This window comes from Pseudomonas chlororaphis subsp. piscium, assembly GCF_003850345.1.
Classification (GTDB): Bacteria; Pseudomonadota; Gammaproteobacteria; order Pseudomonadales; family Pseudomonadaceae; genus Aquipseudomonas; species Aquipseudomonas piscium.
In genome coordinates this window covers 5,277,806-5,299,290 of sequence record NZ_CP027707.1, presented here as the reverse complement: position 1 = coordinate 5,299,290, position 21,485 = coordinate 5,277,806, and the positions used below count along the sequence as shown (strand labels likewise).

Here is a 21,485-nt window from a genome sequence, read left to right as displayed (position 1 = left end):
AAGTTTCATGTTGGGCAGCGGTCGAGCTGGGCATTCCTGCCTGGCGAGCGAGCCTTTCGGATCGCCAGGAGGGCTGTGCTTGAGCGGTTAACTAGAAACGCCAGGCGAAAAAAAGCCCCGCATCGGCGGGGCTTTTTTATTGTCGTGCGGCTTAGCTGCCTTTGACGGTCTTGCCGTTGACGGTGCCGTTCAGGAGCATGATGTTGTACTCCTTGCCGTCGGTTTCGACCTGTTGCAGGCGAACCAGCAGGTAATCCCAGTCCTTGGCGAACCACATGACGGTGATACGTTTGCTTTGTGTCGGGTCGCGCACGCGCTCGACCTTGATCGCATCGATCTGGCCGGCCTTGGTGTCGACTTTTTCCGAGCCCAGGACACGGAAGTCGTAGGTATCGACTTCGCCATCATCGACGACCTGATAGCTCATGCTTTTCTTGCCGGCGGCCACATCGTGCTGCAGGGCGAGTTGGTAGGTGGATTTGTCGACCATGCCGCGATTGAGCGGGATCTTGACCGCATCGCCGCGATCGGTGCCGGTGACCATCTTGGCGTTCCAGTCGAAGTCCAGGTCGGCCTTCTTGGCTTTGCCCAGGCCGCCGCGCTCGAAGTGATAGGACTGCGGCAGCAGGGTGTCCTTGTCGAACGTCAGGGTGCTTTCTTCAGTCAGGCTGGCGATCATCATCGAGGCCTTGAAGCTCAGCTTCCAGGTGCCGTCGCCTTTCTTTTCCAGGCTGCGTTCGGCGGTACCGCTCATCGGCAGCTGTTTCCAGTCGGCGGTATAGCTGGCGGAGAAGGGTTGAAGGTCCGCAGCCTGCGCGAAGGGCAGGGTGAGCAGAGCACAAGCGAAGAGCAGGGCGCGACGCATAAAATCTCCTAATTACGAATCAAGTGGCCACTGGCGGCCAGTAACTGACCATCCAGTAAAGCACCCTGTTCGCCGAGTGTGAGTCGACCTTCGGCAAACCAGCGTACGGCCATCGGGTAAATCCGGTGTTCCTGGACGTGGACCCGCTGCGCCAGGCTTTGCGGCGAGTCGTGCAACTCTACCGGGATCACTGCCTGTACGACCAGTGGTCCGCCATCGAGTTCCTCTGTCACAAAGTGCACGCTGCAGCCGTGCTCGGTGTCTCCGGCCTCCAGCGCTCGCTGATGAGTGTGTAACCCCTTGTATTTGGGTAGCAGCGAAGGATGGATATTGAGCAGGCGACCCTGATAGTGCCGCACGAAGTCCGCGCTGAGAATGCGCATGAATCCGGCAAGCACCACGAGCTTGGGCTGGAAGGCATCGATCAGTTCGATCAGCGCGGCATCGAAGGCCTCGCGGCCTTCGAATGCCTTGTGATCGAGGGCGCGGGTATCGATACCCGCGTCCTGGGCGCGTTGCAGGCCGTAGGCATCGGCGCGGTTGGAAATCACCGCGCGGATGCGCACCGGGCTGTCGTCGGCCCGGGTGCTGTCGATCAGGGCCTGCAAGTTGCTGCCGGTACCGGACAACAGCACCACTACATCACAGGTGGCGGGCATCGGCTCTTGCATCAATGTGCCTTGAGGTTTTTCAGCTCGACCTGGGCAGCGCCTTCGGCGGCGCTAGCGATCTGACCAATGACCCAAGGCTGTTCGCCGGCTTCGCGCAGGACGTTCAGGGCCGTTTCAACATGCTCCTGAGCCACGCAGATCACCATGCCCACGCCGCAGTTCAGCACGCGGTGCATTTCGTGTTCTTCGACGTTGCCCTTCTCCTGCAGCCAGTCGAATACCGCCGGACGCTGCCAGCTGGCTACGTCGACCACGGCCTGGGCGCCTTTTGGCAGAACGCGCGGGATGTTGTCCAGCAGGCCGCCGCCGGTGATGTGGGCCATGGCTTTGACTGCGCCAGTGTCCTTGATCAGCTTGAGCAGTGGCTTGACGTAGATGCGGGTCGGGGCCATCAGCAGTTCGGTCAGCGGCTTGCCGTCGAGCTGGACGGTTTCGATGTCGGCACCGGAGACTTCGATGATCTTGCGGATCAGCGAGTAGCCGTTGGAGTGCGGGCCGGAAGACGGCAGGGCGAGCAGGGCATCACCGGTAGCCACCTTGGAGCCGTCGATGATTTCGGCTTTTTCCACCACGCCGACGCAGAAACCGGCCAGGTCGTAGTCTTCGCCTTCGTACATGCCTGGCATTTCAGCGGTTTCACCGCCAACCAGGGAGCAGCCAGCCAGTTCGCAGCCTGCACCGATGCCGGTGACCACGGTGGCGGCAACGTCGACGTTCAGTTTGCCGGTGGCGTAGTAGTCGAGGAAGAACAGCGGCTCGGCACCGCAGACCACCAGGTCGTTGACGCACATGGCGACCAGGTCCTGGCCGATGCTGTCGTGCTTGTTCAGGTTCAGTGCCAGGCGCAGCTTGGTGCCCACGCCGTCGGTGCCGGAGACCAGCACTGGCTGCTTGTAGCCGGCCGGGATTTCGCAGAGGGCGCCGAAACCGCCCAGGCCGCCCATGACTTCCGGGCGCGCAGTGCGCTTGGCGACGCTCTTGATGCGTTCGACCAATGCTTCACCGGCGTCGATGTCTACACCGGCGTCTTTGTAGCTCAGGGAGGGTTGCTTGCTCATGATCCAGGCCTTTAGGGGGGATTCAGGGGTATCGACCGAGTCCAGGGAGGCCATTGAAACAGTCGCGGCGGCAATGCCGCGCAATCATTTCAGCGACCCCGGCTGTTGCCGGTCTGCGAAGGCGCGCGATTTTATCAGGCTTGAGGTGTAGCGGCCATCCTCGGGCCGACGGGTAGGGCATATCCGCTTAAAAAAAACCGCAATTGCGCGTGTCGATCGCGTCGCACAGGGCTGTATAAGGTATAGCCTTGTATCCGCTGTCGTTATGACAGCACGAAAACTTCCATCGATCGGGTGAATGTTTGCCTGGGCTTTGTGGTCACAGCCTGGATCAATCCTGTTCATGCGGTCTGTTCCAGCCGCCTTTTGTCGTCGGGAATCTTCCATGCGTTTGGGTAAATTTCTGTTTGTGGGCTGTTTGTCATTGGTCAGCCTGGCGAGTCATGCCGAAACCCTCAATAACCTGTATCAGGTCCGCGAGCCGGTCAGCAGCCAGGCCCCTGGCGAGCGCGATCAGGCCACCCGGCGGGCCCTGGAAACCCTGGTATTGCGCCTGACAGGCGATAGCAAGGCCCTGCAGAACCCGGGGCTGGCGGCGATCCGCAAGGACCCGCAGCAGATCATCAGCCAGTACGGCTACGATGCCGGTCCTCCCGAGAGCCTGCAGGTCGACTTCGATCCGGCCAGTACCGATCGGGCGTTGCGCCAGGCTGGCTTGTCCCTGTGGGGCAGCAATCGCCCATCGATTCTCGGCTGGTGGCTGACCGACTCCAGCGAAGGTTCCAGCCTGGTGGGCGATGGCCAGGCCAGCGCTACGCCATTGCGTCGTGCGGCCCTGCATCGCGGCTTGCCGCTGCGTTTGCCGCTGGCTGACCTGAATGAGCAGATTGTCGCCACGGCGCCGAATCTCGAAGGTTCCGATCCGGCGCCATTGCGCGCCGCGTCGGAGCGTTACGGTGCGGACGCCCTGCTGGCGGTGCATGCCAGTGAAGACGGCGGTCAGTGGCAGGCCAAATGGCGCCTGTGGCTGGGTGACCAGAAGGAGCAGGGCAGCGTCCAGGGAGCTGATGTGCCGGCCTTGGCCGATGCCGTGCTGTTGGCGGTCAGCCAGCGCCTGGCGCCGCGTTTCGTGGTCAAACCGGGGGCATCCAGCGAGCAGTTGCTGGAAGTGCAGGGCATGAACCTGGAGCGTTATGCGGCGTTGGGCCGTCTGCTCGAACCTTTCGGCGGGCGTTTGCAGAGCGTCGATGGCGATCGCTCGGTGTACCGGGTCAGCGGCAGCGCCGAGCAATTGCGCGCGCAACTGAGCCTGGCCCGGTTGCAGGAAGTCCCGGCGGGCGCCGCGCCTGTCCAGCCGGCTGTCGAAGGCGCGACACCCGCGCCCGCGCCCGCACCGGCCGCGCAGCTGCGTTTTCGCTGGTAGGTTTTCTTTCTTTATATAGAAGCAATGGAGTGGTTCATGGCTGATACGCGTCGTTGGGTCTGGTTGGGTGGGCTGGTCCTGCTCTGTGGGTTTGTGTACCTGCTGCATCCGATCCTGACCCCGTTCCTGGTGGCTTTGCTGTTGGCCTATCTGTTCGATCCGCTGGTGGACCGTCTGGAGAAGCTCGGCTTGTCACGTACCTGGGGTGTGGTGGCGGTATTTGCCCTGTTCACCCTGATCGTCATGGCGTTGCTGCTGGTGCTGGTGCCCATGCTCGCCAAGCAGCTGCTGCGCCTGTACGAACTGGCGCCGCAGATGCTCGACTGGTTGCAGCACACGGCGATGCCCTGGGCGCAGTCCAAGCTGGGCTTGTCCGACGGTTTCTGGAAGTTCGACAAGGTCAAGGCGGCGATCAGCGAGCACATGGGGCAGACCACCGATATCGTCGGCGTGGTCCTGAGCCAGGCAACGGCCTCCAGCCTGGCGCTGATCGGCTGGCTGGCCAACCTGGTGCTGATTCCAGTGGTCAGTTTTTACCTGCTGCGCGACTGGGACCTGATGATGGCGAAGATCCGCAGCTTGTTGCCCCGTGATCGCGAGGAGCGGGTGGTGGCCCTGGCCGGGGAATGTCATGAAGTGCTGGGGGCGTTCGTCCGTGGCCAGCTGCTGGTAATGGTCGCTCTGGGAATGATCTATGCCGCCGGCCTGATGCTGGTCGGGCTCGAGCTGGGCCTGTTGATCGGCTTGATTGCCGGCCTGGCGGCCATAGTGCCGTACATGGGGTTTGTCATCGGCATCGGCGCGGCACTGATTGCCGGGTTGTTCCAGTTCGGCGGCGACCTGTACCCGATGATCGGTATCGTGGCAGTGTTCATGGTCGGCCAGGCCCTGGAGGGCATGGTGCTGACCCCCTTGCTGGTGGGCGACCGCATCGGCTTGCACCCGGTGGCGGTGATCTTCGCGATTCTCGCCGGGGGCGAGCTGTTCGGTTTCACCGGCATCCTGCTGGCCTTGCCGGTGGCGGCTGTGATCATGGTGCTGGTGCGCCATGTGCACGACTTGTACAAGGATTCGGACATCTATAGCGGTGTAGAGGAGTCCGAGCAGTAACGCCTACCGTTTGTGCTTTTGGGGCGCCCGCGTTTCAGGCGGGTGCCTGCGAGAGCCTTTAGAGCTGTCACATCCACCGTCAAAGATCCCCCCGTGATTTCACCAGGCTAACGCAAACCTTTGATTTTGCTTGTGGTCTGTTGCATTGTGCGCCCGGCGTCACGGGTATAAACTTTGCAAACTTTACACAGAGGCCACTAACGGTTCGTTTGGAACTGTTCAGTCAGCATGAAACCGATTCAGCTGCCCCTAGGTGTGCGTCTGCGTGATGACGCCACCTTCATCAACTACTACCCAGGCGCCAATGCCGCTGCACTCGGCTATGTCGAGCGGCTTTGCGAAGCCGACGCCGGCTGGACCGAAAGCCTGATCTACCTCTGGGGCAAGGATGGGGTAGGGCGTACGCACTTGCTGCAGGCGGCCTGCCTGCGGTTCGAGCAGTTGGGGGAGCCAGCGGTCTATTTGCCTCTGGCGGAATTGCTGGATCGCGGCATCGAAATCCTCGACAACCTGGAACAGTACGAACTGGTCTGCCTGGATGACTTGCAAGCGGTGGCGGGCAAGGCTGACTGGGAAGAGGCGCTGTTTCATCTGTTCAACCGCCTGCGCGACAGTGGCCGGCGCCTGTTGATCGCGGCTTCGACCTCTCCACGGGAGCTACCGGTGAAGCTGGCGGACCTCAAATCCCGCCTGACCCTGGCACTGATCTTCCAGATGCGTCCGCTCTCCGACGAAGACAAATTGCGTGCGTTGCAGTTGCGTGCCTCGCGTCGCGGGCTGCACCTGACCGACGAAGTCGGGCACTTTATCCTGACTCGCGGTACTCGCAGCATGAGCGCCTTGTTCGAGCTGCTGGAGCGCCTCGATCAGGCGTCCTTGCAGGCTCAGCGCAAGCTGACCATTCCCTTCCTCAAAGAAACCCTGGGCTGGTAAACCGCGGGCAGTAGTGGCTTTTTGGCATATTTCAGGCGCCAGAAACCCCGCTTCGGAAGCAGTTCCAGAGGCGCGTGCGTTTAAAATGGGCTTAAGGCCTTAGATGTTGAGTAGAAACCGATAAGTCACATTTCAATCGATTGAATTTGCAAATTAGAGCGATAGAAGGCATAGTCGCGGCTTCTTTATAACTTTAAGCCACGGTCGTGCCCATGCTGAAGCGCTTCGCACCCCTCGTGCCTCTTGCACTCGTCACCCTGTTGTTTGGTTGCGCCACCCACTCTCCGGTGAGCCAACAAGAGCAGCAACAACAGGTTCAAAACTCTTCCAAAGCCCAGTCTTCCGCTATTTTCCAGGAAGAGCTGGCAACCGAAAAAGAACTCGCCGAGTTCGCTGACAGCAAGCCTTACCAGCTGCCAGTGCTGGCTGACAGTATCCTCGAACGTGGCATGTCCCTGATCGGTACCCGTTACCGTTTCGGCGGTACCTCTGAAGCCGGTTTCGATTGCAGCGGTTTCATCGGCTACCTGTTCCGTGAAGAAGCCGGCATGAATCTGCCGCGCTCCACCCGTGAAATGATCAACGTTAACGCTCCGCTGGTTGCGCGTAACAAGCTGCAGCCGGGCGATCTGTTGTTCTTCGCCACCAATGGCCGTCGCGGTCGTGTAAGCCACGCTGGCATCTACCTGGGCGACGACCAGTTCATCCATTCCAGCAGCCGCCGCAGCGGTGGTGTGCGAGTGGACAGCCTGGGCGACAGCTACTGGAGCAAGACCTTCATCGAAGCCAAGCGCGCCCTCGCCATGGCCCCGACCGTGGTCACCGCACGCAAGTAAGCGGACTTTTTGTAAGGTGAAGTTAAAGTCTTACTTGAAGTTTGGCGCGTAGACGCTAGAATCCTGATCTATTGTTGAAAACTAACCGCGTAAGCCCTGCTTACGCGGTTTTGTTTTCGGCCTCACGGCAGAGAAAGCCGCATCCAGATCAGGATTGTTCTGCATATGTCGACGTCGGCCCGCCTCGCATTGATCGTTCTCGCCGCGCTACTCAGCGCGTGCGCCAGTCGTACCCCGCCTCCCGCGCCTGTGGTACGTGCTCCCGTTTTCAATACTCCCCAGACCTTCTCGCCGGCTGCCGAAGACGTGCTGTTTCGTGCGTTGGGCCTGGTGGGCACGCCTTATCGCTGGGGCGGCAACACACCGGACTCCGGATTCGATTGCAGTGGCCTGATCGGTTACGTCTATCGCGACGCGGCCGGTATCTCGCTACCGCGCTCGACCCGCGAAATGATCGGCATGCGTGCACCGAATGTCGGCAAGAACGCCTTGCAGACCGGCGACCTGATATTTTTTGCCACCAATGGCGGTTCTCAGGTCAGCCACGCGGGCATCTATGTCGGCGAAGGCCGCTTCGTCCATGCGCCGGCCACCGGCGGTACGGTGAAGCTGGACAGCCTGTCCAAGGCCTATTGGCAAAAAGCCTACCTGAGCGCCAAGCGCGTGCTGCAGCCAGAGCATCTGGCGCACAACCCTTAGGTTCCATCTCTGCGTCGAGGTTGTCATGACCGCTCGTACCCTCAACCTCGACGACGCCCTCTATCACTACCTGCTCGACGTTTCCCTGCGCGAAACGCCGTTGCTGCGCCGTCTGCGCGACGAAACCCAGGCGCTGCCCATGGCGCGCTGGCAGGTGGCGCCCGAGCAGGGGCAGTTCCTCGCCTTGCTGATCAAACTGATCGGTGCCAGGCGTGTGCTGGAGGTGGGGACTTTCACCGGCTACAGCGCCTTGTCCATAGCCGCGGCCTTGCCGGAGGATGGCCAGTTGATCTGCTGTGACATCCCGGGAGACTACAACGCCACCGCGCGCCGCTACTGGCAGGAAGCGGGTGTCGCCGGGCGGATCGAGTTGCGTCTGGCGCCGGCCCTGGAGACCTTGGCCAGCATTGAGCGGGAGGAGGGCGAGGATGGTTTCGACCTGGTCTTCATCGACGCCGACAAGGCCAATTACCCGGCTTATCTGGAAAGTGCCCTGCGCCTGCTGCGGGTGGGCGGGCTGGCGGTGTTCGATAACACGCTGTGGAGCGGTCGGGTGCTGGAGGAGAATCCCCAGAGCGAAGACACCCGGGCCATCCAGGCACTCAATCGTGCCTTGAAGGATGACCCGCGTGTCGACCTGTCGCTGCTGCCCCTGGGAGACGGCTTGACCCTGTGCCGCAAGCGCTGAACCTATTGCGCCTTGGCTGCTGACACGCGCCAGACCTTGTTGCCGACATCATCGGCCACCAGCAGATCCCCTTGCTTGTCGATCACTACGCCGACCGGGCGGCCCATGGCTTTCTCGTCGGCGCTGAGGAAACCGGTCAGGACATCCACCGGTTGGTCCACCGGCTTGCCGTTGGCGAAGGGCACGAAGATCACTTTGTAGCCGCTGTGGGGCTTGCGGTTCCACGAGCCATGCTGGCCGATGAACACGCCATGGGTGAACGGCGCCGGCAGCGTGCTGCCTTCGGCGAATGCCAGGCCCAGGGAGGCGGTATGCGGGCCGACGGCATAATCCGGGGCGATGGCCTTGGCCACCAGGCCCGGGTTCTGTGGAGTGACGCGCACATCCACATGCTGGCCGTAGTAACTGTATGGCCAGCCATAGAAGGCGCCGTCCTTGACCGAGGTGATGTAGTCCGGCACCAGATCGCTGCCGATCTCGTCACGCTCGTTGACCGCGGTCCATAGCTTGCCACTTTGCGGTTCCCAGGCCATGCCGTTGGGGTTGCGCAGGCCTGAGGCGAAAATCCGTTGTTTGCCGGTGGCGCGATCGACTTCCCAGATGGCGGCGCGACCTTCCTCCTGATCCATGCCGTTTTCGCCGACGTTGCTGTTGGAGCCGACCGTGACGTACAGCTTGCTGCCGTCTTTGCTGGCAATCACGTTTTTGGTCCAGTGGTGATTCCGCGGGCCGCCAGGCAGGTCGACCACCTTGGTCGGCTGGGCGCTGATCTTGGTGTCGCCGTCCTTGTAGGGGAAGCGCAGCAGGCGATCGGTGTCGGCGACGTACAGGTCATTGCCCACCAGGGTCATGCCGAACGGCGAGTTGAGATTTTCCAGGAACACCGTGCGGGTTTCCGCCACGCCGTCGTGGTCCTTGTCCCGCAGCAGAGTAATACGGTTTGGGCTGGGCACGCCGGCGCCGGCACGGCTCATGATCTTGCCGGCGATCCAGCCGCGAATACCCTTGCCTTCATCGGGGGAGGGCGGGGCGTTGGTCTCCGCCACCAGCACGTCGCCGTTGGGCAGCACATACAACCAGCGCGGATGGTCCAGGCCCTCGGCGAATGCGGCCACCTGGGTGCCGGCGGCGGCCACCGGTTTGGCGCCTTGTGGCCAGCCGATCGCGGGTGCGATGTTCACGGTCGGGAACAGGGTCTTGTTCGGTTCGGGCAGTTTCGGCGAGGGGCCGGTGCCGTCGGAGACCTGGAGGGTGGAGGTTTCGCCACAGGCGGCAAGGCCTGTGGCGAGGGTAATAAGGATTGCGTATCGAGGCTTGAGCATGCTGATTTCCCTATGAATGCACGACGTCGGTGTAGTCATAGAGAAGCACAGACGGGCGATGGTTCAACCCGTTCAGCGTGCTTCCTTGAACAGTACGGCAACGCCGGGGTGATAGTTGCCGGCTTCGTTGCGCAATTTGCGGTACGCGTAGGGGAAGTACCAGGCGACGGCGCAGCAATGTTCCTTTTGCAGGTCGTCGACCATGTCCTGCAGTTCTTCCGGGGTGGCGCTGTGCTGGGTTTTCTGTGGCGTGACGAACAGGCAGCCAAGTTTCAGATCGCTGGGGTAGCTAGCTTTTTTCGCGTCGCTGGCGGCATCCAGCAACGGTTGGGTCAGGTGCAGGCTGTTGACCCGGGGCCAGCGCTGGGTGGTCTGGATATAGACGCGTTCCTCCTGCGTGGCGATGTACAGGTCGGTGCGGCCGCTGCGGTTGCCGTCCTCGACCTGTTTTTTGCTCGGGGTGTGTTCCAGGGTGACCATCTCCGCCATCCAGGCTGCCGCCGAGAGCAATCCCAGGTTGGCTTTTTCGTCGAACCAGTAAGGGCTTTCGTTATCGCCGCGCACGGCGTTGTAACGGTCGATGCAATCGAACCAGCGTTCCAGGGCAGGGCGCAGGAATTCCAGTTTCGGATTACTGACGATCATGCCTTTCATCGGACTTTTCCTATTATTGTTGAGATATTGGAGTTTTTTAACTGGATTATGGCTATTTGATATCACTGTGCTGAGTGTGGCACAAGATTGGCGTCATATTTCCGATATGCAGCAGTTCGTCGATCTGTCGGCCCCCCGGCTTTAATTGACGCTCCACCCCCAACCCTCTAACCTTCGCGACTTGTTTCAGGTGCTCTGTGGCCGCAGGTCGACAGAGTGAAACAGGGAAGCCGGTGAGTACGCGTGCCGAAGGCGCACGCACGACGATTCCGGCGCTGCCCCCGCAACGGTAAGTGAGTCAAGACTGCGCCTGATGCCACTGTGTCGACTGTCGACATGGGAAGGCGCGCAGTTGGGCATCCTAGCCACTCACAAGCCCGGAGACCGGCCTGATCCATCCAACGGCATCACGGTGGGCGATGCCAGGCTTGCGCCGTCTATTCCTATTCCTGCCCCCCGTTATCCAGCCCCAACGGAGAGCTGCCCCATGACTGAATCCCCTGATCGTGACGAACGCCATCTGGCGCGCATGTTGCGCAAAAAAGCCGTGATCGATGAACGCATCGCCAACTCGCCGAACGAGTGCGGCTTGCTGCTGGTGCTGACCGGCAACGGCAAAGGCAAAAGCAGCTCGGCCTTCGGCATGCTCGCGCGGGCCATGGGCCACGGCATGCAATGTGGCGTGGTGCAGTTCATCAAAGGCCGCAACAGCACCGGCGAGGAATTGTTCTTCCGGCGCTTCCCGGAGCAGGTGCGTTTCCATGTCATGGGCGAAGGCTTCACCTGGGAAACCCAGGACCGCCAGCGCGACATCGCCGCCGCCGAAGCCGCCTGGGCGGTTTCCCGCGAACTGCTGAGCGATCCGAACATCGGCCTGGTGGTGCTCGACGAATTGAACATCGCCCTCAAGCACGGCTATCTGGACCTGGATCAGGTACTCAGCGACCTGCAGGCGCGGCCGCCAATGCAGCATGTGGTGGTCACCGGGCGTGGCGCCAAGTCGGAGATGATCGACCTGGCCGACACCGTCACTGAAATGGGCATGGTCAAGCATGCCTTCCAGGCCGGGATCAAAGCGCAAAAAGGCGTCGAACTGTGAGTGATGCCCGTCATTGCCCGGCGGTATTGATTGCCGCGCCGGCTTCCGGTCAGGGCAAGACCACCGTGACCGCCGCGCTCGCCCGCCTGCATCGCAATCAGGGACGCAAGGTACGCGTGTTCAAGTGCGGCCCGGACTTTCTCGACCCGATGATCCTCGAGCGTGCCAGTGGCGCGCCGGTGTATCAGCTGGACATGTGGATGGTCGGCGAGCAGGAAAGCCGCCGCCTGTTGTGGGAGGCCGCCGGCGAGGCGGACCTGATCCTGATCGAAGGCGTGATGGGGCTGTTCGACGGCACGCCGTCCAGTGCCGACCTGGCGCGGCATTTCGGGGTGCCGGTGCTCGCGGTGATTGATGGCACCGCCATGGCCCAGACCTTTGGTGCCCTGGCGCTGGGGCTGGCGCGTTATCAGCCGGACCTGCCGTTCGCCGGGGTGCTGGCCAACCGCGTCGGTACCTTACGCCATGCGCAGTTGCTCGAAGGCAGCCTGACCGAAGGCCTGCGCTGGTACGGCGCGCTGTCCCGGGAAACCGGCATCGAACTGCCCAGCCGCCATCTGGGGCTGGTGCAGGCCAGCGAACTCAACGATCTGGATCTGCGTCTTGACGCGGCGGCGGCCGCCTTGGCTGACAGCTGCGAAGTGGCCCTGCCGCCGGCCGTGGCGTTTGCCGCTCCCCAGACAGTTGCCGTCGAGCCGCTGTTGGCCGGGGTACGCATTGCCGTGGCCCGCGACGAAGCCTTTGCCTTTACCTATGGCGCGAGCCTGGATCTGCTGCGGGCCATGGGCGCCGAGCTGGGCTTTTTCTCGCCGATCCATGACGCGGTACTGCCCGAGGCAGACAGCCTGTACCTGCCAGGCGGTTACCCGGAGCTGCATCACCGGGCGCTGGCGGCGAACGGCTCGATGCTCAGCGCGATCCGTGCGCACCACGCCGCTGGCAAACCCTTGCTCGCCGAGTGCGGCGGCATGTTGTATCTGCTGGACTCCCTGACCGACGTCGACGGCGAGCGTGCCGAACTGCTGGGCCTGTTGCCCGGTGATGCGGTGATGCAAAAGCGCCTGGCGGCCCTGGCCTTGCAGGCGGTGGAATTGCCGGAAGGTTCGCTGCGCGGCCATACCTACCACCACTCGTTGACCAGCACCGAGCTTGCGCCGATCGCCCGGGGCCTGAGCCCGAATGGTGGGCGCGGCGCGGAAGCGGTTTACCGTGAAGGGCGGATGACCGCCTCTTACGTGCATTTCTATTTCCCGTCCAACCCCGAAGCGGTGGCGGCCCTGCTGGCGCCGGCAGGAGCGAGCGTGCTCGCGCGGTGCCCATGAGCGACAACGCCTTTTCCGCGGCCGAGCGCGACGCGGTCTATCGCGCGATCGCCGAGCGTCGTGACATGCGCCACTTCGTCGGGGGCACAGTCGAGCCACCGGTCTTGCGTCGCCTGCTGGAGGCGGCGCACCAGGCGCCCAGCGTCGGCCTGATGCAGCCCTGGCGTTTCATCCGTATCAGCGACCGACCGTTGCGCGGGCAGATCCAGCAACTGGTGGAAGAGGAGCGGGTGCGCACTGCCGAGGCCCTGGGCGAGCGCTCCGACGAGTTCATGAAGCTCAAGGTCGAAGGCATCAACGACTGCGCCGAGGTCCTGGTGGCGGCGCTGATGGACGACCGTGAGCGGCATATCTTTGGCCGGCGCACCTTGCCGGAAATGGATATGGCTTCGCTTTCCTGCGCGATTCAGAACCTGTGGCTGGCGGCTCGGGCCGAAGGGCTGGGCATGGGCTGGGTGTCTCTGTTCGAGCCCGCTGCCCTGGCCGAGCTGCTGGGCCTGCCGGCCGGGGCCAAGCCGCTGGCGGTGCTGTGCCTGGGCCCGGTGGGCGAGTTTTACCCGGCCCCAATGCTGGTGCTCGAAGGCTGGGCGCGGGAGCGTCCGCTGAGTGAGTTGCTGTATGAAAACTACTGGGGAGTGAGTCAATGAGTGTGGCGTTGCTGAGTGTCGCCGGGGTGGCGCTGGATGCGTTGCTGGGCGAACCCAAACGCTGGCATCCGCTGGTGGCGTTCGGCCGTTTTGCCGATCGCATCGAGCAACGTTTCAACTCCGGCGGTCGCGGCTGGCGCAGTCATGGCGTCACCGCCTGGGTCATCGCGGTGCTGCCGCTGACCCTGCTGGCAACGCTGTTTTCCTGGCTGCCCTATATCGGCTGGCTGTTCGAGATCCTGGCGCTGTACTGCGCCCTCGGCCTGCGCAGCCTCGGCGAGCATGTCGAGCCGGTGGCCCAGGCCTTGCGCAGCGACGACCTGGATCTGGCGCGGCAGCGGGTCAGTTACCTGGTGAGCCGCCAGACCAGCGAACTGGATGCCACTGAAGTTGCCCGAGCCGCCACCGAGTCGGTGCTGGAGAACGGCAGCGACGCGGTGTTCGCTGCCTTGTTCTGGTTTGCCGTGGCCGGCGTGCCGGGCGTGGTGCTCTATCGCCTGAGCAACACCCTGGATGCGATGTGGGGCTATCGTAATGAACGTTTCGAGCGTTTCGGCTGGGCGGCGGCGAAGATCGACGATCTGCTCAACTATATTCCGGCCCGCCTGGTAGCCCTGACGTATGCCTTGCTGGGCAAGACCCGCCTGGCGCTGAAATGCTGGCGCCGCCAGGGGCCGACCTGGGACAGCCCGAATGCCGGGCCGGTGATGGCGGCCGGGGCCGGAGCCCTGGGTGTCGAGCTGGGCGGCGCGGCGATCTATCACGGCGAGCTGCACCAGCGGCCGCAGCTGGGCGAGGGGGCGGCGGCCGATGCTTCGTCCATCGATCGTGGCTGGCAACTGGTACAGCGTGGAGTCTGGTTATGGCTGCTGATTCTCTGCGTGGGAGCTGAGTTCTATGCTTGAGCACGGTGGCCGCCTGCGCAAGGCGGCCGAGCAATACGGCATCGCCGAGGCCGACTGGCTGGACCTGTCCAGCGGCCTGGCGCCCTGGCCGTGGCCGATTCCCGAGATCGGCATGCGGGCCTGGGCGCGCCTGCCGGAAACCGATGATGGCCTGGAGCAGGCCGCCCGTGACTACTACGGCGCCGCCCATGTGTTGCCGGTGCCCGGCTCCCAGGCGGCGATCCAACTGCTCCCGCGTTTGCGTCGCGCCGGCAAGGTCGGCGTGCTGTCGCCCTGTTATGCCGAACACGCCGAAGCCTGGCGCCGCAGCGGCTACATCGTGCGTGAGGTGCTGGAACAGGAAGTAGACTTTTTCCTCGACAGCCTGGACGTGCTGGTGGTGGTCAACCCGAACAACCCCACGGGCCTGAGCCTGACCCCGGAGCGCCTGCTGGACTGGCACGCGCGCCTGGCGCAGCGCGGTGGCTGGCTGGTGGTCGACGAGGCCTTCATGGACAACACTCCCCAGCTGAGCCTGGCGGCCCAGGCCGATCAGGTGGGGTTGATCGTCCTGCGTTCCTTCGGCAAGTTTTTCGGCCTGGCCGGTGTGCGCCTGGGCTTCGTCCTGGCCGAGCGCAAGCTGCTCAAGCTGCTGGCCGAACAGGTCGGCCCCTGGGCCGTCAGCGGGCCGACCCGGGTGCTGGGCCAGGTGTGCCTGCGCGACAATGAAGGCCATGGGCGGCAACGGCTGCGCAGTGAAGCGGCGAGCCTGCGCCTGGCGCAACTGCTCGAGCGCCACGGCCTGAAACCCCAGGGAGGCTGTGCGTTGTTCCAGTGGCTGATCACCGATCGCGCCGAGCTGTTGCATGAGTTCATGGCGCGCCGGGGCATCCTGCTGCGGCTGTTCACCCACAACAGCAGCCTGCGCTTCGGCCTGCCGGCCGACGAAGCCGACTGGTCGCGTCTCGAACAGGCCTTTGTCGCCTACGCCAAGGAACATCCATGACCACCCTGATGGTGCAGGGCACCACCTCCGATGCCGGTAAAAGCACCCTGGTGACGGCGCTCTGCCGCTGGCTGACGCGCCAAGGGGTGAGCGTCGTTCCTTTCAAGCCGCAGAACATGGCCCTCAACAGCGCGGTGACCGCCGACGGTGGCGAGATCGGCCGGGCCCAGGCGGTGCAGGCCCAGGCCGCGCACCTGGAGCCGCATACCGACATGAACCCGGTGCTGCTCAAGCCCAACAGCGACACCGGGGCCCAGGTGATCATTCACGGCCGTGCGGTGACCACCATGAACGCAGTGGCCTATCACGACTACAAGGCCATCGCCATGCAGGCGGTGCTGGCCTCTCACCAACGCCTGAGCGCGGCCTATCCGGTGGTGATGGTGGAGGGCGCGGGCTCGCCGGCGGAGATCAACCTGCGGGCCGGCGATATCGCCAACATGGGCTTTGCCGAAGCGGTGGACTGCCCGGTGCTGCTGATCGCCGACATCAACCGTGGCGGGGTTTTCGCTCACCTGGTAGGCACCCTGGAGCTGTTGTCGCCGAGCGAGCAGGCGCGGGTCAAAGGTTTCATCATCAACCGTTTTCGCGGCGATATCGCCCTGTTGCAACCGGGTCTCGACTGGCTCGAGGCGCGTACCGGCAAACCGGTGATCGGCGTGCTGCCCTATGTGCTGGACCTGCATCTGGAGGCCGAGGACGGCATCGATCAGCGTCAGGCCGACAAGGCCGAGCAGGTGCTGAAAGTGCTAGTGCCGGTGTTGCCGCGCATTAGCAATCACACCGACTTCGATCCGCTGCGCTTGCACCCCCAGGTGGACCTGCAATTCATCGGTCCTGGCCAGGCGATTCCGCCGGCCGACCTGATCATCCTGCCCGGCTCGAAAAGCGTGCGCAGCGACCTGGCGTATCTGCGTGCCCAGGGCTGGGACACGGCCATCGCCCGGCACCTGCGCTATGGCGGCAAGTTGCTGGGCATCTGCGGCGGTTTGCAGATGCTCGGCGAGCAGCTGCACGACCCCCTGGGGCTGGAAGGCGCGCCAGGCTCCAGCGCGGGGCTGGGGCTGCTGGCATTCGAGACGGTGCTGGAGCAAGAGAAGCAACTGCGCAACGTGCGTGGACGCCTGGCGCTGGAGGAGGCGGAGGTCAGCGGTTATGAGATCCATGCCGGGGTTACGACGGGGCCTGGGCTGGAACTGCCGGCTGTGACTCTGGACAACGGCCGTTGCGACGGCGCGCGCAGCGACGATGGGCAGATTCTCGGCACCTACCTGCATGGTCTGTTCGAAACACCGGCGGCCTGCAGCGCATTGCTGCGCTGGGCAGGGTTGCGCGAGGTGCAGGCGGTCGATTACCACGCCCTGCGCGAACGCGACATCGAGCGCCTGGCCGACCTGGTGGAACAGCATCTGGACACCGAGCGCCTGCGCCAGCTTTGCGGGCTTTAGAGCGTCGGCGCCGGTTTTGCGGCGCTGCTGTGGTTGTACCTCAATTCAAGGGTTTCCAAGCATGTTGCAACTGATCCTCGGCGGCGCCCGCTCCGGCAAGAGTCGTCTGGCTGAAAAACTCGCCGGCGAGAGCGGCCTGGCCGTGACCTATATCGCCACCAGCCAGGCGCTGGATGGCGAAATGAATCAGCGCATTGCCCATCACCGCGAACGGCGTCCGGCCGAATGGGCATTGATCGAGGAGCCGCTGGAGCTGGCGCGGGTGCTGCGTGAAGCGGCGAGCGCCGAGCGCTGCCTGCTGGTGGATTGCCTGACCTTGTGGCTGACCAACCTGTTGCTGCTGGAGGATGCCGAACGGCTCGCCAGTGAGCGCGAAGCGCTGTTGCAGTGCCTGGCGTCGCTGCCGGGCGAAATCATTTTTGTCAGCAACGAGACCGGAATGGGTGTCGTGCCGCTGGGCGAATTGACTCGCCGTTATGTCGATGAAGCCGGTTGGCTGCATCAAGCCCTGGCCGAGCGTTGTCAGCGGGTAGTGCTGACGGTGGCCGGCCTGCCACTGACTCTGAAAGGAACTGCGTTATGAATGACTTCTGGTGGCAGCGGCCGTGCAAGGCGCTCGACACTCAAGCCCTGGAGGCGGCGCGGTCGCGTCAGCAGCAATTGACCAAGCCCGCGGGTTCGCTGGGGCAGCTGGAGCGGGTAGCGGTACAGCTGGCCGGCTTGCAGGGGCGGGTCAAGCCTGGCCTGGAGCAACTGTGGATCGCGATTTTCGCCGGTGACCACGGAGTAGTGGCCGAGGGCGTTTCGGCTTATCCGCAGGAAGTCACCGGGCAGATGCTGCACAACTTCGTCACTGGCGGTGCGGCCATCAGCGTATTGGCGCGGCAGCTGCGGGCACGCCTGGAAGTGGTCGACCTCGGTACGGTGACACCCGGGCTGAACCTGACTGGCGTGCGTCATTTGAACCTAGGGCCGGGCACCTGCAACTTCGTTGAGGGGCCGGCCATGACCCAGGCCCAGGGCGAGCAAGCCTTGCGGGCTGGACGTGACAGTGTGCTGCGGGCCGTCGAGCAGGGCAGCGAGCTATTTATCGGTGGCGAGATGGGCATCGGCAACACCACCGCGGCCAGCGCCGTGGCCTGCGCCTTGCTGGACATTCCGGTGGCGCACCTTGCGGGGCCGGGCACCGGCCTGGATGCGGCGGGTGTCAGCCATAAGGCGCGGGTGATCGAGCGTGCCTTGAGCCTGCATGCCGCCCAGCGTGGCGATGCCTTGCAGACCTTGTTCAACCTCGGCGGCTTCGAAATCGCTGCCCTGGTGGGGGCGTACCTGGCCTGTGCCCAGGAAGGCGTGGCGGTGCTGGTCGACGGTTTCATTTGCAGCGTGGCGGCGCTGGTAGCAGTGCGGCTGAACCCCGAGTGCCGCCAGTGGTTGCTGTTCGGCCACCGAGGGGCCGAGCCGGGGCATCGGCATATCCTGCAGACCCTCGAGGCCGAGCCCTTGCTGGACCTCGGTTTGCGCCTGGGCGAGGGCAGTGGTGCGGCGCTGGCGGTGCCCTTGCTGCGTCTGGCCTGTGACCTGCACGGGCAGATGGCGACCTTCGCCGAAGCGGCCGTGGCGGATCGCCCGGCATGACCTTGCGCCTGGACCTGCTGCGCCATGGCGAAACCGAACTCGGTGGTGGCCTGCGCGGCAGCCTCGACGATGCCCTGACCGATGCCGGATGGCAGCAGATGCGTGCCGCCGTCGCCGGCCAGGGGCCTTGGGATCGGTTGGTGAGCTCGCCCTTGCAACGCTGTGCGCGTTTCGCCGAGGAACTGGGCGTGCGCCTGGCGTTGCCGGTGAGCCTGGACCCGGATCTGCAAGAGCTGCATTTCGGTGCCTGGGAAGGGCAGAGCGCGGCGGCGTTGATGGCGACCGACGCCGAGGCGCTGGGGCGGTTCTGGGCCGATCCCTATGCCTTTACCCCGCCGCAGGGCGAGCCGGTGCTGGCGTTTTCCGAGCGAGTGCTGGGGGCGGTCGAGCGTCTGCACCAGCGTTATGCCGGCGAGCGGGTGCTGCTGGTCAGCCATGGCGGGGTGATGCGGTTGTTGCTGGCCCGGGCCCGGGGTTTGCCGCGCGAGCAGTTGCTGAATGTCGAGGTCGCTCACGGTGCCTTGTTCGCCCTGACTGTCGAGGCGGGCCTGGTGTTGAGCGAAGGAGTCTGAGCGTGCTGCCATTCTGGATCGCCCTGCAATTTCTCAGCAGTTTTCCGGTGCGTTTGCCGGGCATGCCGTCGCCCGAGGAAATGGGCCGGTCGTTGCTGTTCTATCCGCTGGTTGGCCTGCTATTCGGGCTGCTGCTCTGGGGCATGAACCAGTTGTTGATGGGCGCGCCGTTGTTGCTGCATGGGGCGTTGTTGCTGACGGTCTGGGTGCTGCTCAGCGGTGCCCTGCATCTGGACGGGCTGGCCGACAGCGCGGATGCCTGGCTGGGCGGCTTCGGCGATCGCGAGCGCACGCTGACAATCATGAAGGATCCTCGCAGCGGGCCGATCGCCGTGGTCACCCTGGGGTTGGTATTGCTGCTCAAGTTCGCCGCGTTGGTAGCGCTGATCGAGCAGCAGGTCGGCGTTGCCTTGTTGCTGGCGCCGCTGATCGGTCGTGGCGCCTTGCTGGGGCTGTTCCTCTGCACGCCTTATGTGCGCCCTGGTGGCCTTGGGCAGGCGCTGGCGAATCATCTGCCGCGTCTGGCCGGCAAGTGGGTGCTGGCGCTCGCAGCGCTGGCGTGCGTAGTGCTCGGTGGCTATAGCGCGGTGCTGGCGTTGCTGCTGGCGGGCGTGGTTTTTGTCGGCTTGCGCCAGCTGATGCTACGTCGCCTGGGCGGCACCACCGGGGACACGGCGGGGGCTCTGCTGGAACTGCTGGAGGTGGCGGTCCTGGTGGGGCTGGCGTTGTTCTAGAAAAGCAGGGTGCTGGTTTTATCCGGGCTCTGGATTTTGCAAATTTCTTGCATTCCGTTAATCGCGGGTATATACACGCACCATGCTTCCATCTCAATGTCTGTGCACCAACCTGCGTCGTGCCGCCCGTGGCGTCAGCAGGTTCTACGACGGCGCTCTCGACGGCTTCGGGATCAACGTTGCCCAGTATTCCTTGCTGAGCAACCTGCAGCGCCTGGACCAGCCGAGCATTTCCAGCCTGGCCGAGGCCATGGGCCTGGATCGCAGCACGCTGGGCCGCAACCTGCGGGTGCTGGAAGGCGAGGGGCTGGTCCGGCTGTCCGAGGGCGAGGATCAACGCAATCGCATCGTCCAGCTGACCAAGGAGGGCCAACAACGACTGCTGGCGGCCTTGCCGGCCTGGGAAGCGGCGCAACAGCGCTTGATCGACCGTCTGGGTGTAGAGAAACGCGAAACCTTGCTGGCCTTGCTGAACGAACTGTCGTGAGCACTGTTCGTTCGATGATAAGCGGGTATATACCCGTAAATGGAGAATAAAATGACTTCGATGTGGCGTACCAGCGGTTGGGTTCTTCTCGGGAGTGCGCTGATCCTGGCCTTGTCGCTGGGGGTTCGACACGGCTTCGGGCTGTTTCTGCCGCCCATGAGCGCGGAATTCGGCTGGGGGCGCGAGGTGTTTGCCTTTGCCATCGCCTTGCAGAACCTCATTTGGGGCCTGGCCCAGCCTTTCACTGGAGCCCTGGCTGACCGCTTCGGCGCGGCCAAGGTGGTGGTGATCGGCGGCGTGTTGTACGCCGTGGGCCTGCTGTTCATGGGGTTGGCCGATTCGCCGCTGTCGCTGTCGTTGAGCGCCGGGTTGCTGATTGGTATCGGCCTTTCAGGGACCTCGTTCTCGGTGATTCTCGGCGTGGTGGGGCGCGCACTACCGCCGGAAAAACGCAGTATGGGCATGGGCATTGCCAGTGCGGCCGGTTCGTTCGGTCAGTTCGCCATGCTGCCGGGCACCCTGGGTTTGATCGGCTGGCTCGGCTGGTCGTCAGCGCTGCTGGTGCTGGGGTTGCTGGTGGCTTTGATCGTGCCGCTGGTGAGCATGCTCAAGGACAAGCCGCTGCCAAGCCTGGGCCATGAGCAGAGCCTCTCCGAGGCCTTGCGCGAAGCCTGCTCCCATTCCGGGTTCTGGCTGCTGGCGTTCGGCTTTTTCGTCTGTGGTTTCCAGGTGGTATTCATCGGCATACATTTGCCGGCCTACCTGGTGGACCAGCACTTGCCGGCTACAGTGGGCACCACGGTGCTGGCGCTGATCGGCCTGTTCAATATCTTCGGTACCTACACCGCCGGCTGGCTGGGCGGGCGCATGTCCAAACCGCGCTTGTTGACTGGCCTGTACCTGTTGCGTGCGGTGGTCATCGGCCTGTTCCTCTGGCTGCCGGTGACGCAAGTCAGTGCTTATCTGTTCGGCATGGCCATGGGCTTCCTGTGGTTGTCGACGGTGCCCCTGACCAATGGCACGGTGGCCACCTTGTTCGGTGTGCGCAACCTGTCCATGCTGGGCGGCATCGTGTTTCTGTTTCACCAGTTGGGCTCGTTCCTCGGCGGCTGGCTCGGCGGGGTGGTCTACGATCGAACCGGGAGTTATGACTTGATCTGGCAGGTGGCGATTCTTCTCAGTCTACTGGCCGCGGCCCTGAACTGGCCGGTGCGCGAGCGTCCGGTCGCGCGTTTGCAGGCTAGCGCGGCATGAGCCGGACAGGCCTGCGCTGGGTCGTCCTGGCAGTTGTCGTCGCCCTGTTGGCGTTGGCCTGGTGGGGCTGGCACCAGGGTGGGCTGGCGCTGATGCAGTTGGGCATGGGCGTCTGCTAGGAAGCGCTTGCTAGGGCGT

The 21,485-nt window shown here is 63.8% G+C and carries 24 protein-coding genes and 1 riboswitch; of the genes, 19 read left to right on the top strand and 5 right to left on the bottom strand.

Annotated elements, in window-relative coordinates:
* Window positions 1-151: 151 nt before the first annotated feature.
* Genes C4K38_RS23775 through purM form a run of 3 tightly spaced genes read right to left on the bottom strand, consistent with a single transcriptional unit; the run spans window position 152 to window position 2,594 of the window.
* The gene (locus C4K38_RS23775) at window positions 152-865 is read right to left on the bottom strand and encodes a DUF3108 domain-containing protein (RefSeq protein WP_025805663.1); all 714 of its coding nucleotides are present in this window, start codon (window positions 863-865) and stop codon (window positions 152-154) included.
* An 8-nt stretch (window positions 866-873) separates the two neighbouring features.
* Window positions 874-1,524: a phosphoribosylglycinamide formyltransferase gene (purN, locus tag C4K38_RS23770; RefSeq protein ID WP_009050271.1), complete on the bottom strand. Its 651-nt coding sequence runs from the start codon at window positions 1,522-1,524 to the stop codon at window positions 874-876.
* Window positions 1,525-1,535: 11 nt separating this feature from the next.
* Window positions 1,536-2,594 (bottom strand): phosphoribosylformylglycinamidine cyclo-ligase, encoded by a 1,059-nt coding sequence (gene purM, locus C4K38_RS23765; protein ID WP_038634283.1) that lies wholly within the window; start codon window positions 2,592-2,594, stop codon window positions 1,536-1,538.
* Window positions 2,595-2,979: 385 nt separating this feature from the next.
* Here purM and C4K38_RS23760 point away from each other — a divergent pair, with 385 nt between their 5' ends.
* The 6 genes from C4K38_RS23760 to C4K38_RS23735 all read left to right on the top strand — a co-directional run bounded on the left by C4K38_RS23760 (window position 2,980) and on the right by C4K38_RS23735 (window position 8,283).
* A complete protein-coding gene (locus C4K38_RS23760; protein ID WP_172833168.1) occupies window positions 2,980-4,017 on the top strand; it encodes a DUF2066 domain-containing protein in 1,038 nt (345 codons plus the stop codon).
* 36 nt (window positions 4,018-4,053) lie between these two features.
* The gene (locus C4K38_RS23755) at window positions 4,054-5,127 is read left to right on the top strand and encodes an AI-2E family transporter (protein ID WP_053280442.1); all 1,074 of its coding nucleotides are present in this window, start codon (window positions 4,054-4,056) and stop codon (window positions 5,125-5,127) included.
* A gap of 228 nt (window positions 5,128-5,355) precedes the next feature.
* Window positions 5,356-6,060 carry a DnaA regulatory inactivator Hda gene (gene hda / locus C4K38_RS23750; protein WP_007898944.1) on the top strand — a complete coding sequence of 235 codons (705 nt, stop codon included), beginning with the start codon at window positions 5,356-5,358 and terminating at the stop codon, window positions 6,058-6,060.
* 212 nt (window positions 6,061-6,272) lie between these two features.
* Entirely contained in the window at window positions 6,273-6,896 is a 624-nt protein-coding gene (locus C4K38_RS23745) for a C40 family peptidase (RefSeq protein WP_053280441.1), read from the top strand.
* 165 nt (window positions 6,897-7,061) lie between these two features.
* Window positions 7,062-7,595, top strand: a complete 534-nt coding sequence (locus C4K38_RS23740) for a C40 family peptidase (RefSeq protein WP_007927778.1) — start codon at window positions 7,062-7,064, stop codon at window positions 7,593-7,595.
* A 25-nt stretch (window positions 7,596-7,620) separates the two neighbouring features.
* Window positions 7,621-8,283 carry a class I SAM-dependent methyltransferase gene (locus tag C4K38_RS23735; protein ID WP_053280440.1) on the top strand — a complete coding sequence of 221 codons (663 nt, stop codon included), beginning with the start codon at window positions 7,621-7,623 and terminating at the stop codon, window positions 8,281-8,283.
* Between the two features lie 2 nt (window positions 8,284-8,285).
* On the opposite strand, the gene C4K38_RS23730 is transcribed toward C4K38_RS23735, so the two are convergent.
* Window positions 8,286-9,605 (bottom strand): PQQ-dependent sugar dehydrogenase, encoded by a 1,320-nt coding sequence (locus C4K38_RS23730; protein WP_053280439.1) that lies wholly within the window; start codon window positions 9,603-9,605, stop codon window positions 8,286-8,288.
* A 72-nt stretch (window positions 9,606-9,677) separates the two neighbouring features.
* Window positions 9,678-10,259, bottom strand: a complete 582-nt coding sequence (locus C4K38_RS23725) for a hypothetical protein (protein ID WP_053280438.1) — start codon at window positions 10,257-10,259, stop codon at window positions 9,678-9,680.
* A gap of 171 nt (window positions 10,260-10,430) precedes the next feature.
* Window positions 10,431-10,666, top strand: a riboswitch (cobalamin riboswitch).
* Between the two features lie 80 nt (window positions 10,667-10,746).
* On the opposite strand from C4K38_RS23725, the gene cobO reads away from it, so the two are divergent.
* The 13 genes from cobO to C4K38_RS32750 all read left to right on the top strand — a co-directional run bounded on the left by cobO (window position 10,747) and on the right by C4K38_RS32750 (window position 21,466).
* A complete protein-coding gene (gene cobO, locus C4K38_RS23720; protein ID WP_053280437.1) occupies window positions 10,747-11,358 on the top strand; it encodes a cob(I)yrinic acid a,c-diamide adenosyltransferase in 612 nt (203 codons plus the stop codon).
* Complete coding sequence (locus tag C4K38_RS23715) at window positions 11,355-12,680, top strand: cobyrinic acid a,c-diamide synthase CobB (RefSeq protein WP_009050262.1); 1,326 nt, start codon at window positions 11,355-11,357, stop codon at window positions 12,678-12,680. The genes cobO and C4K38_RS23715 overlap by 4 nt, the downstream gene beginning before the upstream one ends.
* The gene (gene bluB, locus C4K38_RS23710; RefSeq protein ID WP_053280436.1) at window positions 12,677-13,327 is read left to right on the top strand and encodes a 5,6-dimethylbenzimidazole synthase; all 651 of its coding nucleotides are present in this window, start codon (window positions 12,677-12,679) and stop codon (window positions 13,325-13,327) included. Before C4K38_RS23715 ends, bluB begins: the two co-directional genes overlap by 4 nt.
* Entirely contained in the window at window positions 13,324-14,232 is a 909-nt protein-coding gene (cbiB, locus tag C4K38_RS23705; RefSeq protein ID WP_053280435.1) for an adenosylcobinamide-phosphate synthase CbiB, read from the top strand. The genes bluB and cbiB overlap by 4 nt, the downstream gene beginning before the upstream one ends.
* A complete protein-coding gene (gene cobD / locus C4K38_RS23700) occupies window positions 14,225-15,217 on the top strand; it encodes a threonine-phosphate decarboxylase CobD (RefSeq protein ID WP_053280434.1) in 993 nt (330 codons plus the stop codon). Before cbiB ends, cobD begins: the two co-directional genes overlap by 8 nt.
* Window positions 15,214-16,665, top strand: a complete 1,452-nt coding sequence (locus C4K38_RS23695) for a cobyric acid synthase (protein ID WP_053280433.1) — start codon at window positions 15,214-15,216, stop codon at window positions 16,663-16,665. The genes cobD and C4K38_RS23695 overlap by 4 nt, the downstream gene beginning before the upstream one ends.
* Window positions 16,666-16,726: 61 nt before the next feature.
* Complete coding sequence (cobU, locus tag C4K38_RS23690; protein WP_053280432.1) at window positions 16,727-17,248, top strand: bifunctional adenosylcobinamide kinase/adenosylcobinamide-phosphate guanylyltransferase; 522 nt, start codon at window positions 16,727-16,729, stop codon at window positions 17,246-17,248.
* Window positions 17,245-18,300, top strand: a complete 1,056-nt coding sequence (cobT, locus tag C4K38_RS23685; RefSeq protein ID WP_053280431.1) for a nicotinate-nucleotide--dimethylbenzimidazole phosphoribosyltransferase — start codon at window positions 17,245-17,247, stop codon at window positions 18,298-18,300. Before cobU ends, cobT begins: the two co-directional genes overlap by 4 nt.
* Complete coding sequence (cobC, locus tag C4K38_RS23680) at window positions 18,297-18,872, top strand: alpha-ribazole phosphatase family protein (protein WP_053280430.1); 576 nt, start codon at window positions 18,297-18,299, stop codon at window positions 18,870-18,872. The genes cobT and cobC overlap by 4 nt, the downstream gene beginning before the upstream one ends.
* Window positions 18,873-18,874: 2 nt before the next feature.
* Window positions 18,875-19,606, top strand: coding sequence for an adenosylcobinamide-GDP ribazoletransferase (locus C4K38_RS23675; RefSeq protein WP_053280429.1), 732 nt, complete (start codon window positions 18,875-18,877; stop codon window positions 19,604-19,606).
* An 82-nt stretch (window positions 19,607-19,688) separates the two neighbouring features.
* Complete coding sequence (locus tag C4K38_RS23670; RefSeq protein WP_053280428.1) at window positions 19,689-20,093, top strand: MarR family winged helix-turn-helix transcriptional regulator; 405 nt, start codon at window positions 19,689-19,691, stop codon at window positions 20,091-20,093.
* A gap of 51 nt (window positions 20,094-20,144) precedes the next feature.
* Window positions 20,145-21,347: an MFS transporter gene (locus C4K38_RS23665; RefSeq protein ID WP_053280427.1), complete on the top strand. Its 1,203-nt coding sequence runs from the start codon at window positions 20,145-20,147 to the stop codon at window positions 21,345-21,347.
* Entirely contained in the window at window positions 21,344-21,466 is a 123-nt protein-coding gene (locus C4K38_RS32750; protein WP_269458517.1) for a hypothetical protein, read from the top strand. The genes C4K38_RS23665 and C4K38_RS32750 overlap by 4 nt, the downstream gene beginning before the upstream one ends.
* Window positions 21,467-21,485 lie beyond the last annotated feature (19 nt).

Excerpts from the sequence above, each read along its gene's own strand:
- C4K38_RS23745 (WP_053280441.1), top strand. The coding sequence starts at position 6,273 with ATGCTGAAGCGCTTCGCACCCCTCGTGCCTCTTGCACTCGTCACCCTG.
- cobU (WP_053280432.1), top strand. The coding sequence starts at position 16,727 with ATGTTGCAACTGATCCTCGGCGGCGCCCGCTCCGGCAAGAGTCGTCTG.
- C4K38_RS23730 (WP_053280439.1), bottom strand. The coding sequence starts at position 9,605 with ATGCTCAAGCCTCGATACGCAATCCTTATTACCCTCGCCACAGGCCTT.
- bluB (WP_053280436.1), top strand. The coding sequence starts at position 12,677 with ATGAGCGACAACGCCTTTTCCGCGGCCGAGCGCGACGCGGTCTATCGC.
- C4K38_RS23665 (WP_053280427.1), top strand. The coding sequence starts at position 20,145 with ATGACTTCGATGTGGCGTACCAGCGGTTGGGTTCTTCTCGGGAGTGCG.
- cobT (WP_053280431.1), top strand. The coding sequence starts at position 17,245 with ATGAATGACTTCTGGTGGCAGCGGCCGTGCAAGGCGCTCGACACTCAA.
- C4K38_RS23775 (WP_025805663.1), bottom strand. The coding sequence starts at position 865 with ATGCGTCGCGCCCTGCTCTTCGCTTGTGCTCTGCTCACCCTGCCCTTC.
- purM (WP_038634283.1), bottom strand. The coding sequence starts at position 2,594 with ATGAGCAAGCAACCCTCCCTGAGCTACAAAGACGCCGGTGTAGACATC.
- C4K38_RS23725 (WP_053280438.1), bottom strand. The coding sequence starts at position 10,259 with ATGAAAGGCATGATCGTCAGTAATCCGAAACTGGAATTCCTGCGCCCT.
- C4K38_RS32750 (WP_269458517.1), top strand. The coding sequence starts at position 21,344 with ATGAGCCGGACAGGCCTGCGCTGGGTCGTCCTGGCAGTTGTCGTCGCC.
- C4K38_RS23760 (WP_172833168.1), top strand. The coding sequence starts at position 2,980 with ATGCGTTTGGGTAAATTTCTGTTTGTGGGCTGTTTGTCATTGGTCAGC.
- purN (WP_009050271.1), bottom strand. The coding sequence starts at position 1,524 with ATGCCCGCCACCTGTGATGTAGTGGTGCTGTTGTCCGGTACCGGCAGC.
- cobO (WP_053280437.1), top strand. The coding sequence starts at position 10,747 with ATGACTGAATCCCCTGATCGTGACGAACGCCATCTGGCGCGCATGTTG.
- hda (WP_007898944.1), top strand. The coding sequence starts at position 5,356 with ATGAAACCGATTCAGCTGCCCCTAGGTGTGCGTCTGCGTGATGACGCC.
- C4K38_RS23735 (WP_053280440.1), top strand. The coding sequence starts at position 7,621 with ATGACCGCTCGTACCCTCAACCTCGACGACGCCCTCTATCACTACCTG.
- C4K38_RS23755 (WP_053280442.1), top strand. The coding sequence starts at position 4,054 with ATGGCTGATACGCGTCGTTGGGTCTGGTTGGGTGGGCTGGTCCTGCTC.
- C4K38_RS23670 (WP_053280428.1), top strand. The coding sequence starts at position 19,689 with ATGCTTCCATCTCAATGTCTGTGCACCAACCTGCGTCGTGCCGCCCGT.
- C4K38_RS23740 (WP_007927778.1), top strand. The coding sequence starts at position 7,062 with ATGTCGACGTCGGCCCGCCTCGCATTGATCGTTCTCGCCGCGCTACTC.
- cobD (WP_053280434.1), top strand. The coding sequence starts at position 14,225 with ATGCTTGAGCACGGTGGCCGCCTGCGCAAGGCGGCCGAGCAATACGGC.
- cbiB (WP_053280435.1), top strand. The coding sequence starts at position 13,324 with ATGAGTGTGGCGTTGCTGAGTGTCGCCGGGGTGGCGCTGGATGCGTTG.
- cobC (WP_053280430.1), top strand. The coding sequence starts at position 18,297 with ATGACCTTGCGCCTGGACCTGCTGCGCCATGGCGAAACCGAACTCGGT.
- C4K38_RS23695 (WP_053280433.1), top strand. The coding sequence starts at position 15,214 with ATGACCACCCTGATGGTGCAGGGCACCACCTCCGATGCCGGTAAAAGC.